General features: G+C 41.7%; 15 protein-coding genes. 3 read left to right on the top strand and 12 right to left on the bottom strand.

Features of this window, described 5'->3' with window-relative positions; translation table 11 throughout:
- A partial coding sequence (locus tag HKX39_RS07575; protein WP_171680722.1) for an FAD-binding oxidoreductase occupies window positions 1-1,053 on the top strand: 1,053 nt, incomplete at its 5' end.
- 136 nt (window positions 1,054-1,189) lie between these two features.
- On the opposite strand, the gene tcuB is transcribed toward HKX39_RS07575, so the two are convergent.
- On the bottom strand, window positions 1,190-2,275 hold the full coding sequence (gene tcuB / locus HKX39_RS07580) for a tricarballylate utilization 4Fe-4S protein TcuB (protein ID WP_171680723.1): 1,086 nt from the start codon (window positions 2,273-2,275) through the stop codon (window positions 1,190-1,192).
- The gene (tcuA, locus tag HKX39_RS07585; protein WP_171680724.1) at window positions 2,262-3,653 is read right to left on the bottom strand and encodes an FAD-dependent tricarballylate dehydrogenase TcuA; all 1,392 of its coding nucleotides are present in this window, start codon (window positions 3,651-3,653) and stop codon (window positions 2,262-2,264) included. Before tcuA ends, tcuB begins: the two co-directional genes overlap by 14 nt.
- Before the next feature lie 132 nt (window positions 3,654-3,785).
- Between tcuA and HKX39_RS07590 the strand changes: the two genes are divergently transcribed.
- Window positions 3,786-4,502 (top strand): GntR family transcriptional regulator, encoded by a 717-nt coding sequence (locus HKX39_RS07590; RefSeq protein ID WP_425500276.1) that lies wholly within the window; start codon window positions 3,786-3,788, stop codon window positions 4,500-4,502.
- On the opposite strand, the gene HKX39_RS07595 is transcribed toward HKX39_RS07590, so the two are convergent.
- The 4 genes from HKX39_RS07595 to HKX39_RS07610 all read right to left on the bottom strand — a co-directional run bounded on the left by HKX39_RS07595 (window position 4,488) and on the right by HKX39_RS07610 (window position 8,538).
- Window positions 4,488-5,537: an AbrB family transcriptional regulator gene (locus HKX39_RS07595; protein WP_171680725.1), complete on the bottom strand. Its 1,050-nt coding sequence runs from the start codon at window positions 5,535-5,537 to the stop codon at window positions 4,488-4,490. The genes HKX39_RS07590 and HKX39_RS07595 overlap by 15 nt on opposite strands.
- Window positions 5,521-7,041: a tripartite tricarboxylate transporter permease gene (locus HKX39_RS07600; RefSeq protein WP_171680726.1), complete on the bottom strand. Its 1,521-nt coding sequence runs from the start codon at window positions 7,039-7,041 to the stop codon at window positions 5,521-5,523. Before HKX39_RS07600 ends, HKX39_RS07595 begins: the two co-directional genes overlap by 17 nt.
- Window positions 7,038-7,481, bottom strand: coding sequence for a tripartite tricarboxylate transporter TctB family protein (locus HKX39_RS07605; RefSeq protein ID WP_171680727.1), 444 nt, complete (start codon window positions 7,479-7,481; stop codon window positions 7,038-7,040). The genes HKX39_RS07600 and HKX39_RS07605 overlap by 4 nt, the downstream gene beginning before the upstream one ends.
- 67 nt (window positions 7,482-7,548) lie before the next feature.
- The gene (locus HKX39_RS07610; protein WP_171680728.1) at window positions 7,549-8,538 is read right to left on the bottom strand and encodes a Bug family tripartite tricarboxylate transporter substrate binding protein; all 990 of its coding nucleotides are present in this window, start codon (window positions 8,536-8,538) and stop codon (window positions 7,549-7,551) included.
- A 161-nt stretch (window positions 8,539-8,699) separates the two neighbouring features.
- Between HKX39_RS07610 and HKX39_RS07615 the strand changes: the two genes are divergently transcribed.
- Window positions 8,700-9,638 (top strand): NAD(P)-dependent oxidoreductase, encoded by a 939-nt coding sequence (locus HKX39_RS07615; RefSeq protein ID WP_171680729.1) that lies wholly within the window; start codon window positions 8,700-8,702, stop codon window positions 9,636-9,638.
- 37 nt (window positions 9,639-9,675) lie between these two features.
- On the opposite strand, the gene HKX39_RS07620 is transcribed toward HKX39_RS07615, so the two are convergent.
- The 6 genes from HKX39_RS07620 to HKX39_RS07645 all read right to left on the bottom strand — a co-directional run bounded on the left by HKX39_RS07620 (window position 9,676) and on the right by HKX39_RS07645 (window position 15,889).
- Window positions 9,676-10,113: a type II toxin-antitoxin system VapC family toxin gene (locus HKX39_RS07620; protein ID WP_171680730.1), complete on the bottom strand. Its 438-nt coding sequence runs from the start codon at window positions 10,111-10,113 to the stop codon at window positions 9,676-9,678.
- Window positions 10,114-10,121: 8 nt separating this feature from the next.
- The gene (locus tag HKX39_RS07625; RefSeq protein WP_171680731.1) at window positions 10,122-10,376 is read right to left on the bottom strand and encodes a FitA-like ribbon-helix-helix domain-containing protein; all 255 of its coding nucleotides are present in this window, start codon (window positions 10,374-10,376) and stop codon (window positions 10,122-10,124) included.
- Between the two features lie 138 nt (window positions 10,377-10,514).
- Window positions 10,515-12,737 (bottom strand): NADP-dependent isocitrate dehydrogenase, encoded by a 2,223-nt coding sequence (locus tag HKX39_RS07630; RefSeq protein ID WP_171680732.1) that lies wholly within the window; start codon window positions 12,735-12,737, stop codon window positions 10,515-10,517.
- Between the two features lie 132 nt (window positions 12,738-12,869).
- A complete protein-coding gene (locus HKX39_RS07635) occupies window positions 12,870-14,159 on the bottom strand; it encodes an MFS transporter (RefSeq protein ID WP_171680733.1) in 1,290 nt (429 codons plus the stop codon).
- Complete coding sequence (locus HKX39_RS07640) at window positions 14,159-15,304, bottom strand: 5-methyltetrahydropteroyltriglutamate--homocysteine S-methyltransferase (RefSeq protein ID WP_171680734.1); 1,146 nt, start codon at window positions 15,302-15,304, stop codon at window positions 14,159-14,161. Before HKX39_RS07640 ends, HKX39_RS07635 begins: the two co-directional genes overlap by 1 nt.
- A 312-nt stretch (window positions 15,305-15,616) precedes the next feature.
- Window positions 15,617-15,889, bottom strand: a complete 273-nt coding sequence (locus tag HKX39_RS07645; RefSeq protein WP_171680735.1) for an SWIB/MDM2 domain-containing protein — start codon at window positions 15,887-15,889, stop codon at window positions 15,617-15,619.
- Window positions 15,890-16,037 lie beyond the last annotated feature (148 nt).

Consider the following 16,037-nt stretch of genomic DNA (forward strand, 5'->3'; position numbering starts at 1 on the left):
ATTCAAGCAGGTGTTGTCTTAGAACAATTACAACAGGCGGTATTAGAACAAGGCTGGTATTTTCCGCTTGATTTAGGGGCGCGTGGTTCTTGCCAGATAGGCGGTAATATTGCAACTAATGCGGGGGGAAATAAGGTCTTTCGTTATGGGACGACTAGGGAGTTGGTCCTAGGGTTAGAGGTGGTGTTACCTGATGGTACGGTACTCAATATGCTAAATCGAGTCATCAAAAATAATACAGGTTTAGATTTAAAACATCTCTTTATTGGAACCGAGGGACGTTATGGTGTGATTACCCGTGCTTGTGTGCGCTTATTTCCAAAGCCTGCAGCTGTGTATAGTGCCTTAGCGGCGTTAAAGTCATTTACTGACGTGACGGTATTATTGAAAGAAGCGAGAGCGAGTATGGCGGAGTTATCCAGCTTTGAGGTGATGTGGGATAATTATTTAAAAACCGCTGCCCAAGTGACGAATAAAGCAATTCCGTTTGATGGGCAATACCCTATTTATGTGTTGTTAGAGGCAGAAGGTGCAGCGGAAGGACTAGATACCAAGTTGACGACTTTTTTAGAGCAGCAATTAGAGAGTGGTTTATTGCAAGATGTTATTATTCCGCAGAGTGAGGAACAAGCAAAAGGTCTTTGGCATATTCGTGATGCGAGTGGCGAAACCTTACGTATTATGAAACATTTTGTCGCCTTTGATATTGGTATTCCTTTAAAGCATATGCAGGAGTTTATTGAAAAAACGGAGCAAGCCTTACAAGCCAAATACCCCCATGCGATGAATTTATTTTTCGGTCATTTGGGTGATGGTAATCTGCATTTATTAACAGGGAAATTGACTGAGGAAGAGTTATTGCCTGTCGAGGATTTGGTGTATCAATTAACCGCATTGTATGGTGGTAGTATTACAGCAGAGCATGGTATTGGTCGTATTAAAAAGCCATTTTTACATTACAGCCGCAGTCCTGAGCAAATTAAATTAATGCAAAAAATCAGAGAGTTAATTAACTCAGATAATCTATTAAATAAAGCTCGAGTAGTAAATTAATGATTAATCGTTAAAATTTGAACCCATCAAGCATAGAGTTTGAACTGACCCCCATAAGTTGGACACCACTTATGGGGGTCAGTTCATTTTTAACGTATTGGGGGTTTTTCAAAAACGCTTAGATATGAATATCTAATTAGTGCTTATGCTGCTCTTGTTCTTCTTTGGCATGTTTGAGTAAGGCACCTAGGCGGTAGAAGCCGTGTACAAACTTACCAAATGGCATCGTTAGGAATAGCGATAAGATCACGCTAAGATGTACGATAAGCAATACCTTCAGTGCAGCTGTCTCGCGGAATGCCATTAATAACAAACCAGTAGTTGCTGCTAAGAATAATTGAGCGATAAAAGCATAATCCATACCCATTTGACGGATATCTTTAATGTTTTCATCCGCTTTTGTCTTTAATATAAACAAACCTGCTGTACCGATGGCTAATGAGATTCCTCCTAATGTGCCACTGAGTTTTGGTAGGCTGAAGAAAGCATAAGGGGCTTGCATATCAAACACATAGTGCAACACGGTACCTGAGGCAGTTGCTAAGAAGCATAGCATAAAGCCGTAGAAGGTAAAGTGGTGAAAATGTCTTCTCCATGGAGAGATATTGTCATCAGGGTAAGTACAGCCTGACTTGACGTTGCCATGGAGGTGTTTGAGGCTGAGACCTTCGGCTAGGGCTTGTTTGACATAGTTCATCTTAAAGAGTGAGCTAAATGATTCGCCAATATCTTTGAGGAAGTTGTTAAATCCTAGGAATATACAAACGGCAACCCATAAGAAACTCGCGCCGAATACGGTTACAAGGAAGTTATGCGGGAAAATAGCGTAGAACTCTCCTGGTAATGCCTCACTACCTTGGCTAGCAAAGAAGAAAAGAGCAATCAGACCGAGAATGAAGACTAATGATGAAATCAATCCATTCTTATTAAACCAGTTGCCGATAAAGCCTGGCCAGGCGTATTGTCTATAAGTATCAGCGCGTACTTTGGCTAATTGTTGGGGAATGTTGACTTGGAATTCATGCGGTGGTGCAAATTGGCATGCATAAAAACATTCGCTACAATTATGGCATAAGTTAGCTAAGTAATGGATATCACCATCAGTAAAAGAGAGGCGTTTCTCCATTGCTGGGAATACTGGACAGAATCCTTCGCAGTAGCGGCAAGAGTTACAGATGCCCACTGAGTGTTTAGCTTCTTCAACGATTTTAATGACTTTCATTTTTTGCGGCCTCCTCACCTGCGATACGACCAAATACAGTACCAATAGCCATGCCGAAACCAGCAACATAGCCTTGACTTAAAATATTACCTGCCATGATTTCACCGGCAGCAAAAAGGTTCTTTGATGGTTGTCCGTCTGCCATCGTGATACGAGCTTTTTTGTCTACTTTGACGCCCATATAGGTAAAGGTAATACCTGTGGCGAGTGGATAAGCGTAGAATGGGCCTTGGTCAATTTTGAGTGCCCAGTGCGTTTTGTTAGGGTTTAAACCTTCGGTGCGACAGTCATCTAACTCATTGTGATTGAAGGTGCCTGGCTGCACGGCGGCATTATAGTTGCGGATAGTTTCCATTGCTTTATCCACGGGTAAACCAAGTTTTTCTATCAATTCTTCTAAAGTGTCTGCACTAATTGATTTAAAGACTGAGGGCATAAAGCGACCAATAGATTTTGAGTCAATAATACAGTAACCTACTTGGTCTGGCTGTTGTGCTACAAGACGTCCCCAGATGGCATAGCGTTTTGGCCAAAAGTCTTCGCCTTCGTCATAGAAACGCTCGCCATGCTTGTTGAGTACGATACCGAGTGATACACAATCTACGCGGGTGACGATCCCTCCGTCATAGAGTGGAGAGCGGGCATCAATAGCGACCGCATGACCTTGTGTGGGGTCGCCGATAATCATTGCCTGGTTACGTATCAATTCTTTGAGCATCTTCCCTTGGTTAAAGCGGGTGCCACGGATGAGAAAGTTTTTAGCGGCTGGCCCCCAAGCCTCTTCTAACCATTCCCGGTTAGATTCAAAACCACCAGAGGCAATGACGTAGGCATTGGCTGTCAATGTGGATTCGTCGCCATTAGCTTTTATGGTGATAGAGTCGCATTGATTGCCAGTCATATTTAATGAGGTAACTTCCGTTTCATAACGGATGTCGATGCCGAGGCGTTCTGCCGCTTTGTAATAAGCATTAACCAGTGCTTTACCACCGCCTAAGAAGAAAGCATTGGTACGACCAAGGTGTAATGTACCACCTAATGATGGTTGGAAACGGACACCATGTTTTTTCATCCATGACGTACAGGTAGAGGTAGAGCGAATCACAAAGCGAGCCATTTCCTCATTGGTTTGTCCTTTTGTTACGCGGAAAACGTCTTGGAAAAACTCATCTTCTGGGTAGCTATCGACCAATACATCTGTAGGAGCATCATGCATACAACGTAAGTTGCGGGTATGGCTACTATTACCACCACGCCAGACCTTAGGGGCGCTTTCGAGTAATAAAACCGACTGCGCGCCATGTTCTTTTGCAGAAATAGCGGCACAGAGTGCTGCATTTCCTCCACCGATGACGATGACATCATATTTTTTGTTCATTTTTATGCCTCATTATGAATACATATGTATATTATTGTACACAATAATATTAAAACGTCAATTGTTGTTTGAAGAAAAGGGTGGGTAGATGATATTATTTAAGTATCTTTAGTTTTTCTGAGAAGTTTGTTTATGGTAACGAGAAAAAAAGACATGCTCAAAAAAGTAGATGATTTGTCCAAAGAGGAGATGGATCATAGTGAAGCGTATGAGAAAGGCTTGACCGCAGCAGATCAGGCATACTCCTATATTATTAATGCACTGACAGATGGTACGATGCTACCGGGTATGCGTGTGCGAGAAGCTGAAATGGCCTCAGTTATTGGGATTAGTCGTACACCCATCCGTGAGGCCTTGAATCGTTTAATCAATGAGGGATTGGTGAGTAATGATCCTCGGCGTGGTTTGATTATTACTGAACTAGATCAGAGTATGGTCGGTGAGTTGTATGAAATGCGTCGAGTACTAGAGAGTACCGCAGCGGGTTTAGCTGCTCGACATGCAACGGATGTGGAAATCGCCGTGCTACGCACCCTTATGGAAAATGATACGAAGGCTACAACGGTACAAGAGGTGACAGCGAATAATAAGTTATTCCATCAAGTGCTGTATAAGTGTGGACATAATCGCTATCTATTAAAGACATTACAAGCGTTGCAGAATTCTATGTTGTTGTTGGGGACGAGTACGTTGGAAAATAAAGTACGTGCTGAACATGCTCAGCAAGAGCATGAGCAAATTGTGAAAGCTCTTGAAGCTCGAGATCCTGAGCGTGCAGCTCAAGTCGCGAGTGAGCATATTAGTAATGCGTATAAAGAACGCTTAAATAAGTTCTTATTTCAATCTTAGTTTCTGAGCGAGCTTTTTCATTACTTTGTAGAGAGGTTCTGCTAGTATCAGCACAAAAACCAATCGAGAAATTTGAAAGCTTGTCACAATCGGTGCTTCAAGCAAAAGCACTTTGGCGGTAATTGCCATTTCGGCGATACCGCCAGGGCTGAGACTAAGAATGCTAGTAGGGTAGTAAATGCCATTGATAGATGAAAGTAATAAAGCAAAACCAATCGTCACCAATAGATAGAATGTAATGGTAATCAAAATTACCAAGAGAAATTTTGGGGCTTGTTTAAAGAAGTTAGGCGTATAGTTACTTCCCAACGACCAGCCAATTAACAGTTGTGCAAAATTGAGTAGACTACTAGGAAGGCTACTGAGATGTATATTATGGGCAGTTAATATACCAGTCAGGACAATGCTACCAATAACAAAAGCATTAGGTATTTTTAGTTTTTCAAAGACTACGCCCATTACGGCGGAGCTTGCGAGTAAAAGTAATAACCCTTCAAATGAGAAACTCGTAGAGGTATCATTAGTCGGCGTATTGCCGTGGTACTCCATCAGTTGAAAAAACAAAGGAATGGTAATGGTGACGATAAGGATGCGTAGGCTATGTGCTGAAGCAGTTAATTGTTTATCGGCACGGTTGCGTTCAGCCAAGACAACCATTTCACTCGCCCCTCCAATCGTTGAGGAAAAGAAAGCCGTCGTGAAATCAACTTTGGCCAGTTTTGTAATAATGAGTGATCCTAGTGAACCCAACAACAGAGTAAAACAACAAGCAAGAATAATATAACTTAGTAATGGTGTTAGGGTATCAATAGTGGTCGGTGTAAAATAAAGCCCCAAGGAAATACCAATAATCCATTGACCCATTTTGCGAAAAAAAGGATGGGAATGGATGGGGGCGTGATTAACTCGAAAAATTAACGTGGCTAACAAAGATCCTAATAGCCAAGGGATAGGAGCCCCTATCCCTTTGGCGAGAAGTGCACCACTAAGAGCAATAAAAAATCCTAAGATAATCGCTTTAGTTGGCAGGTGCATTTTTAGCAGACATTAATCGACGCAAAATAGGAGGAATAATTAATACGCCAAGAGCCAATATCCATAGGACTATACAAATAGTACTTTCGAAAAGAATATGGATGTCACCATTAGAAATAGATAGGGCTCGTCTTAGGTTTTGCTCCATCATATTTCCTAAAACAACACCAAGCACCATTGGCGCTAGGGGAACATTAAATTTACGTAAAGCATAGCCTATCGCACCGACAATGACGACAGCAAATAAATCAAAAGATGTACTGTTCAAGGCATAAACACCAATAAAACTAATGCTCAGGATGCCAGGTACTAAAATCCAAGGCGGGATTCTTAGCATAGAGGCAAAGACCCCGACCAGCGGAATATTCATAAACAGTAGCATGAGATTTGCAATAAATAGAGAGGCAATGAGCCCCCATACAATAGTCGGTTGTTGCTCAAAGAGTGCTGGGCCAGGCGTAATATTATAGAGCGTTAGTGCGCCCATCATGACGGCTGTCGTTCCAGAGCCTGGAACACCTAGCGTTAGCATGGGAATAAAAGAACCAGTGGCTGCTGCATTATTGGCCGCTTCAGGAGCAACTAGACCTCTTAAATCGCCTTGCCCAAACTTTGCGGATGGATCTTTACTTTCGGTAAGTTTTTTCTCATTGGCATAAGCAACAGCAGAGGCAACACTAGCACCTGCTCCGGGGAGAATACCAATCAAAAATCCACTGATGCCAGCTCGTAAGGTAGCCCACCATGTAAAGATAATTTCTTTAAGTGAGAAGATTTTACGATGACTATGAGGAATAGAGATTGAATGTCCCGTTAACAGTTTTTCGAGCATTTGCAACATTTCTGAAATGGCAAATAAACCGATAACAATAACAACAAAGTCAAGACCATCGGATAAACTAGGTGCATCAAAAGTGTAGCGATATACGCCAGAATTAGCGTCAACACCAATGGTTGAAATAGCTAGACCAATTAATGCAGAAATTGCCCCTTTGATGGGCTGTTCACCTAATAAACTTGTCAAGGCGACAAATGCAAATACCATGAGGACAAAGTATTCTGCGGGACCAAATGCCATTGCCCAATTAGCGAGTAAGGGAGCAAGTGCCAATACACCGATGACAGCAATAGTAGAGCCAATAAATGATGCCCATGCCGATATGGATAGGGCAACGCTTGCTAAACCTTGGCGTGCCAATGGGTAGCCATCCAATGTGGTCATAACGGCAGCTGCCTCGCCTGGTACATTAATTAAAATAGAAGAAATGCGTCCACCATATTCAGCACCCACATAGACGGCAGCAAGCAAAATCAGAGCTGTCTCTGGTGGGAGTTGCATAGCAAATGCAATAGGCACTAACATAGCAACGCCATTGATGGGGCCTAAGCCGGGAAGCACTCCTACAATGGTACCCATAAATGCACCTAGAGCGGCAACTAAAAGGTTCAATGCAGAAAAAGCAACACCAAAACCGATTGAGAGAGAATCCAAGATATTGCTCATAATAGTTCTCCTAGTATGCCAACAGGTAGAATGACATCAAGTAATTTATCAAAGAGTACAAAAAATCCGATACCAATGACAATTCCTGCGCAAGTAGCATGCCACCATTTTGCTTCGAATAAATGGCCTACTAAGGTAACCATTATTATCGTTGATATAACAAAGCCTAACCATTGAAAAGTAAAGGCGTAGATGGCAATAAAGACCAACATTATGAAAATGCGAATATTGGCACCTCTAGGGTTTGGCGTGATAGGATTGCCACCTTTAATAATTAGGGTGATGCCACAGAGACCTAAAGCGAAAGCGATAATTAGTGGAAAGGCTTTAGGACCAATAGGCTCGTAAGAAAAAGGAGCCTCTAGGTCATATCCATAAATTGTTAGGAAAATGGCAACTAGTAGGGTGATAAATCCTAAAGTACGATCAGTTAATGACATAGTGAGAAAATAAGAAATAACTGCATCACTAAAAACAAGTGTGATGCAGTCAAGTTAATAAAGTGATTTATTTTTTGATAAGACCAAAAGAGTCTGCGAGTTCTTGGAAACGTTGTACTTGTGCTTGTACATAGTCATCAAGCTCTTTGCCTGTCTTATCGAATACAAATAGACCTTGTTGCTCTTGAATTTTACGGAACGCTTCGGTTTTATAAAGTTCGTTAAAGGCATTTACCCACCAGTTGTAGTCTGCATCAGAGACTTTAGGGCCAACGTAAAATCCTCTGATAATTGACCACACGATATCATAACCTTGTTCTTTTGCTGTTGGTGTATTTTCAAAAACACCGGGAAGACGATCATCGCTGAATACGGCTAATACTCTTACTGGTGCACCACCTTCAATTAGCCCTCGAGCCTCGGCTACGCCAGTAATAAGAACTTGAACATGACCGCCGCGTAAGGCTGTTGCACTCTCACCACCCCCTTCAAAAGCGACAAAGCGCATTTTTTTATAATCTACTCCAGCTGCTTTGGCTGTTAGTGCGGCAGTCATCCAATCTTGACTACCAACTGAACCACCGGCGCCAAAGACAACTTTAGATGGGTCACTGCTTAATGTATCCATCAAAGACTTCAAGTCTTTAAATGGAGAATCATCTTTGACAACAATAGAACCGTAATCACTTCCCACAGCAGCTAACCAACGTACATCTTTACTGGAGTATTTACCAAATTTACCTTGTGCTAGGTTAAGCAGAGATCCTCCAGAGAAGGCGACTATGGCATTAGGGTCAGCTGGACGAGAATTGATAATATTGTTATAAGCAACGGCACCGATACCGCCGGGCATATAGATGGTTCGCATCGGAGTATCTAGTAAATTAGTTTGTTGAAAACTATTAACAGCAATGCGACAGGTTAAGTCAAAGCCACCACCGGGTTGTGCTGGAGCAATACATTCTGGTTTGGCGGGTGTTTTTTGTGCATGAGCAAGGCTAGGAATTAATAAACAGGTAAAAAGGGTGCTTAATAATGATTTTTTAATGATAGACATTGAGGCCTCCTAAGTAGGAATGATGGTTCAATAAATAGAAAAATATCTTATATATTATTGTATACAAAAAAATACATAAATATTCTAATGGTATTCACTAGTATTTTAATGGTGAGATTAAAAATAAAATAAACCAAATGATAAGGAAGGAGGTAATGTAGATGATTAAAGTAACTGTCTTAGATGACTGGGAGTCTTTGTTTCATCAGTCTTTGCTTGGCAATCATGCTTTAGCAGCGTTTGATATTACGGTGTATAAAGAGTCTTTGAGGGGTAATGATTTATTAAATGCATTAAAAGACACAGAGATTTTGGTGCTATTTAGAGAGCGTACACCTATTGATAAAACTGTCTTAACTGCGTGTACTTCATTGAAACGAATTATTTGTACAGGGGCTCAGACGCGTAATTTAGACTCAGATGCAGCGAGAGAGCTGAATATAGAAGTAAGCTATGCCAAAGGGGGAAACTCTAAAGAAAGTACGTGTGAGATTACTTGGCTCTTATTAATAGCTGCCTTCAAGCGTTTATCAAAACTGGCATTACATCCAGAGCATAGACGCTGGAGAGTAGATGATATTGCTATCCCAAGAAAATTAAAAGGGAAGACTCTAGGACTGATTGGGTTAGGGCATATTGGGCAAAAAGTAGCGACAGTTGCGCAGGCATTTGGTATGAGAGTGATGGCTTGGAGTCCTCACCTAACAGTAGAAAGGGCGGCTCCTTATTCTGTGCAATGTGTGGATAAACAGGAGTTGTTGTCTAGCGCAGATGTTATTAGCTTGCATATGGTGTTATCGGAGAGTACGAAGCATCTGTTAAGTGAAGAGGATTTTGCCGTGATGAAACCTGCTGTTTGTATAGTGAATACCTCTAGAGCTGAGTTAGTGGAGCAATCCAGGTTACTTGCATTTTTAAAAGAAAATCCCCAGGCTATATATGTCACAGATGTCTTTGAGCAAGAGCCACTATCGGCCACTCATCCTTTCTACGATATAGATAATGTCGTTATGACTGGGCATTGGGGCTTTATTTGTGACGAGGTGTATGAGGGCTTTGCTAGAGAGGTCACGGAACAATTGTTGGCATATCAACATTGATTATGGAGGATAGGTGAGTTTATCTGGTAAGAAAAACTCACCCCTCATGTAATGAAAAGCGGAAAAAGGGATTAAGAACTTCAAGTCCAAGATTCTCAAATGGTAGGGTATCGCGAGAGGCTACGATAAGTTTATGCGTTGCTGCTGTGGCAGCGATATAACCATCTGCAGCACTAATCGCTTTGCCAGCAAATCTAGCATTCGCCATTAAATGCGCATAAACTTGAGAAACTTCAATATCAAAAGCCAATATGCGACCTGTGAAAGCTGGTAAAACTTCTTTATCTAATCTTTCTTGAAAAACTGTACGACGTTTCCCCTCTGGCATAATGGCGATTCCATATCGAAGCTCGGCTACAGTGATAGCTGATAGATAGAGGGTTTCCAATGTTTGTGCATCAACCCAGTTCAGTACGTTGGGATTTGGTTCAACTTTCCATAGCTCAGAAATGATATTGGTGTCTAGGAGAATCATGATAGCTCTCAGAAAACAATGGGTTTTGAGGGTGCTTTATGACGAAGTTGATTAAAGGTTTCAACTTCTGAGTCATTTAAGCCGCCAGCCTCTTGAGCGATAGAGTTTAATAATGAGCCAAGTTTAATGCGTTGCGAAGGTTGGGTAGCTTTTTCTAATATTGCGCGGATTTCTGCTTCTGTGCTACGTCCATGATGTTTGGCACGCATACGCAATGCACGATGGACTTCATCAGGTAAATTTCGGATAGTTACGTTAGCCATAAATAATAATCCCTTGTTTTTGATATCATTTTATTTTATTTGATATCAAAAGGAAAGGAATTTATTATTCTTATACACTACAAAAAATACCCTATTCAACTGAATAGGGTATCTTAAAGCCTACGTTATTTCAACAAATTAAATACTATCAATAATTGCATTTAATGTTGCTGATGGACGCATTGCTGCAGAGGTAGCTGCGAAATCTGGTTGGTAGTAACCTTTGATTTCTTTTGCTGAACCTTGTGAGCTGATTAACTCTTCGTTAATTTTAGCTTCAGAGGCTTGCATAGCGGCGGCAACTGGTTTGAATTTAGCGGCAAGTTCAGCATCTTTAGTTTGGTTCGCTAATGCTTCTGCCCAGTACATCGCGAGGTAGAAGTGTGAGCCACGGTTATCAATCGTACCCAACTTACGACCTGGGGATTTGTCGTTGTCGAGGAACTTCGCATTGGCTTCGTCAAGTGCATCTGCTAAAACTTGTGCTTTTGCATTGTTTTGTGTCTGAGCAACGTGTTCTAATGAGGCTTGTAATGCGAGGAATTCACCTAATGAGTCCCAACGTAGGTAACCTTCTTCGATGAATTGCTCAATGTGTTTTGGCGCTGAACCACCTGCACCTGTCTCAAATAAGCCACCACCGTTCATTAATGGAACGATAGAAAGCATTTTCGCAGATGTACCTAATTCTAGGATTGGGAATAGGTCAGTTAAGTAGTCACGTAATACGTTACCTGTTGCAGAGATAGTGTCTTTGCCTTCACGGATACGTTTGATAGACAGTTTGCACGCTTCTACAGGAGAGAGGATGCTGATGTCTAAACCTGCAGGGTTAAACTCCGGTAGGTAAGCATTCACTTTCTTGATGATTTCGCGATCATGAGCGCGGTTTTCGTCTAACCAGAATACAACAGGTGTATTTGATAGACGAGCACGGCTAACGGCAAGTTTTACCCAGTCTTTGATTGGTGCGTCTTTGGTTTGGCACATACGGAAGATGTCGCCTGCTTCCACAGCGTGTTTCATGTATACATTGCCATCGGCATCGACAACACGGATTTCACCAGCTGCTTCAGCTTGGAATGTCTTATCGTGTGAACCGTATTCTTCAGCTTTTTGAGCCATTAGACCTACGTTTGGTACTGAACCCATGGTTGTTGGGTCATAAGCACCATTAGCTTTACAATCATCAATCACGGCAGTGTAAACACCGGCATAGCAACGGTCAGGGATAACCGCGATAGTGTCTTGTTGTTTGCCCTCTTTGTTCCACATTTGACCTGATGTACGGATCATAGCAGGCATAGATGCATCAACGATGACGTCAGAAGGTACGTGTAAGTTAGTGATACCTTTGTCAGAGTTCACCATAGCGATAGCTGGACCAGCCGCAATCGCTGCCTCAATAGCGGCAGTGACTTCTGCTTCTTGAGCGTGACCTGCAATCTTAGCGTAAAGTTCGCCTAGACCGTTGTTAGGATTGATGCCTAATTCAGCAAATAGGGCAGCGTATTTGGTAAAGACTTCTTCAAAGTACACAGATACGATAGCACCGAAAATGATTGGGTCAGATACTTTCATCATCGTTGCTTTCAAGTGAGCTGAGAATAATACGCCCGCTGCTTTTGCTTCGTCTTTGGCTTTTTTCACAAAGGCTTTTAATGCGGCCAAGCTCATCACTGATGAGTCGATAACTTCACCAGCTTTTAGGTTGGCAAGCCCTTTTAATTCTTTAACTGAACCATCTTTTGCAACGAACTCGATTTTGAACTGTGCGTTAGTCGCATCTGCTGGGATAGTCACCGATTGTTCTGAGCCATAGAAGTCGCCTGATTCCATATGGGCAACTTTCGTTTTTGAGTCTTTTGACCATGCACCCATTGAGTGAGGGTTTTTCTTTGCGTAGTTTTTAACGGCTTTCGGTGCACGACGGTCAGAGTTACCTTCACGTAATACAGGGTTTACGGCTGAACCTAATACTTTAGCATAAGCCGCCTTGATGGCTTTTTCTTCGTCTGTTTTTGGCTCTGCTGGGTAGTTAGGTACGGCAAAACCATGTGCTTGTAGTTCAGCAATCGCTTCGTTTAATTGAGGAATAGATGCAGAGATATTGGGTAATTTGATGATGTTAGCTTCAGGTTGTTTGGCTAATTCGCCCAGTTCTGCTAAAGCATCTGCCGTCTTTTGATCGTCTTTTAGGTATTGTGATAGGTTAGCTAGAATACGACCAGCTAATGAAATGTCTTTGGTTTCTACGTCAACGCTAGCTGCTGATGTAAAGGCTTTAACGATTGGTAAAAATGAGTAAGTCGCCAACATTGGCGCTTCGTCGGTAAGTGTATAGGTAATTTTAGCTGACATAATACAAACCCATATAAAAGTTTAAAAGTAATCAATCAGGGAGGGTGCTGATGAGCATCATCCACAAGGTTCTACTTATTTTACACGGAAAACGCCCTAACTCATATATAAGAGTTGAGGGCATGTAATTTTTTAGTTGTTTTTCGGTTGCAAAAGGAAAAGGGTAAAGCTAACAGCTAACATAATAAAGGCGGTGGTAAAGTAAAGGTTCTCTTTTGTCCATCCTATCTGTAAGAGATTGCCTGCCAAAAACGGTGATAGGATAGAGCCTAAGCGTCCAATTCCTATAGCGGTTCCTACGCCTGTGCTTCGATAATCAGCATCGTATAGGGTAGGATTAATGGTATAGAGGCCTGTGATACAACCATTCATTAAAGCGCCAACAAGAATTGCTAAACCGAGAGCAACTGATAGTGCACTAGAATGCACAAACAGCATAACGGCTAACGCTGAGAGTAAAGTAAAAAGAATCAGCGTTGATTTGGCACTCCAGCGACTGACGATAAATCCAAAAATAAGCGAACCTACCGTCCCACCTAGCGATATTGCCATTCCCACAGATTGACTATGTGTTTTGCTCATTCCTGTGCTTTCTAAGAGCGCGGGTGTCCATGAACTCACAAAGTAGAAACTAGACATCACGCCAATAAAGCTTAACCAAATCAATAGGGTGGTTTTTATATTGTCACGTTCGAATAAACGTAGCACAGAGACTTTTTGTTGTGGTGGTGTTTCGCTAATTAAGTGCCACTCACCGGGCTTGTTAATCTTAATGGCAATTTTGTTGAGTGTTTGTAAGGCATTTTTAGGGCGTTTTGAGAGTAAATAGTCTACGGACTCCGGTAAGAAAATGATAATTGCACTGAGAGCTAATCCTGTTAGGATGGCACCAGTAAGAAAGACAGATCGCCAGCCATAGGTTTCTTGTAAGAGAATCGCAGACATCCCGCCTAAAGTTGCACCAATTCCAAATCCTGCGGCATAGATGGCAATCGCCAGGCCACGCCATTTTTTATTGGCGTATTCACTAACAATCACATTAGTACAGGGTAAAATACCGCCGACCCCAACGCCTGTAACAATGCGCCAAAAGGCAATGCTTTCTAAGCTTGAGCAAAAATAGGTCATGAGCATACCTAGCGCAGCCAGTGCAGTTGAAATAATGAGTAGTGGGCGACGTCCGAATTTATCTGCAAAAGGAGAGAGGAAAAAAGAACCTAATGCCATGCCGATAAAGCCAGCACTCATCAATGTACCGATATGGGTAGCTTGTAAATTGAGTTCATTACTAATGCTTTTGGCAGTAAAAGCAATAGCCAAGACATCAAATCCATCGAGTATGTTAAGTAAAACGGCTAATGAAACAACCAGCCACTGATAGCCACTCATTGGACTATCCGCAATTTTGATACGCAAATCCATTATTTGCCCCAAACCTCTTCGGCGATATCACGAATAAAGGCAAGTTTTTGCCATTGTTGTTCTTCGCTAAGAATATTACCTTCTTCAGTTGAAGCAAATCCACATTGAGGGCTTAGACATAATTGATTGATATCTACGAATTGTGTGGCTTCTTTGATGCGTGCAATAATATCGTCACGGTTTTCTAACTCTCCTGACTTAGATGTGACTAGACCGAGGACGACTTGTTGATTTTTGATAAAGCGTAAAGGTTTAAAGTCACCTGCGCGGTCGCTATCGTATTCTAGGTAGAAGCCATCTACATGACAGTGAGCAAATAAGATTTCTGCAATAGGCTCATAGCCACCACTAGAAAACCATGTCGAGCGGAAATTGCCGCGGCAAATATGCATGGTAATTGCCATGTCTGCGGGTGCTGAGTCACGAATAGTATTGAGTATTTGAACATAGCGTTTTGCTACCCTATCAACGTCCACCCCTTGAGAGGTATAAAGCGCTCGTTTTTCGTCTGAGCAGAACTCTCCCCAAGAGGTATCATCTAACTGTAAATGACGACAACCCAGTGCATATAAGGCTTTGACGGCGTCAAGATAGGTGTGCGTGATATCTTGGAAAAGTGCCTCTTGATTATCAACATAAGGCGCAATGAGTTGTGGATTGGGCGTACGCACACAGGTGATAAGATGGAGCATACTTGGTGAAGGGATGGTAAATTTAATAGGGTAACCATCAGCCTCTTTGTATAGGCGTGTAAAGTGTTCTAAGAAAGGATGTTCAGTATTCCATTCTATTTTATCGGTAATACGCAGGGTCACTGGACGATGCATATGTGCTTGGAAAGTGGTGGAGTATTGTTCTACATCCTCTAGTACAATTCCTTTGAGATTGTAGAGAAAGTCTAAATGCCACCATGTACGGCGGAACTCGCCGTCGCTGACGGCTTGTAAACCGATAGCTTTTTGTTTTGCAACAAGTTTTTTAATTTCTTGGTCTTCGATGGTTTGTAATTGTTGTGGACTACACTCTCCGCAGGCACATTGTTGGCGAGCAAGTTTTAAGATATCTGGACGGAGGAAACTGCCAACAATATCAAAACGATAGGGAGCTTGAGTGCGTTGGGTAGCGTGTGGAAATAATAAACTCATGTTATTTAATAATTTAATAAAATTCATAAAAAATTAGTATAACAGTAGTTTTTTTCATATTTTCATAAAGAAGATATGATATTTTTTGGTGATAATGATGAAAAAATTTCATCATTTGGGGGTAGTGTTTTTAAAAAGATAGGGATGAGTTTGGTGTCATGATGGCAAATAGAATGTACCGATAATAGAAAACCCCATCAGAACTTTTATCCATTGGATGTCGGCATGATGGGGTTTTAATTTTAGGTCTGCCAGTCATTGTTACTTGTGGCAGAGAGGGCTAAGACCTGTTCAATAAGAGTCGCTAGCTACTTATTTTAGGTGTTGGCTAACAAGTTTTGTCATTTCGAACATAGACACTTGGTCTTTGCCAAAGATTGGGCGTAATTTAGCGTCAGCATTGATATTGCGACGGTTAGCAGCGTCTTGTAGGTTATTGGCTTTAATGTAGTCCCAAATTTTCTTCGTAACTTCTGTGCGTGGAAGTGGTGTAGAGCCTACAACAGCCGCTAATTGAGCACTAGGTGTTAATGGTTTCATGAAAGCAGCGTTAGGCTTACGAGCGGGCTTTTTTTCTGTTGTCATAATAGATATACCTTTCAGTTATTTATTCATCAATAGGCTTCAGCAAGAATGCAATTGCTTTGAGTACGAAGCCTTTCTTAATCTGGATTTTAAGCGATTTATACGGGAAAGGATATAAAACAATTCTAATACTTTGTAAAATATCGTT

This window comes from Pelistega suis (assembly GCF_013133795.1).
Taxonomy (GTDB): domain Bacteria; phylum Pseudomonadota; class Gammaproteobacteria; order Burkholderiales; family Burkholderiaceae_B; genus Taylorella; species Taylorella suis.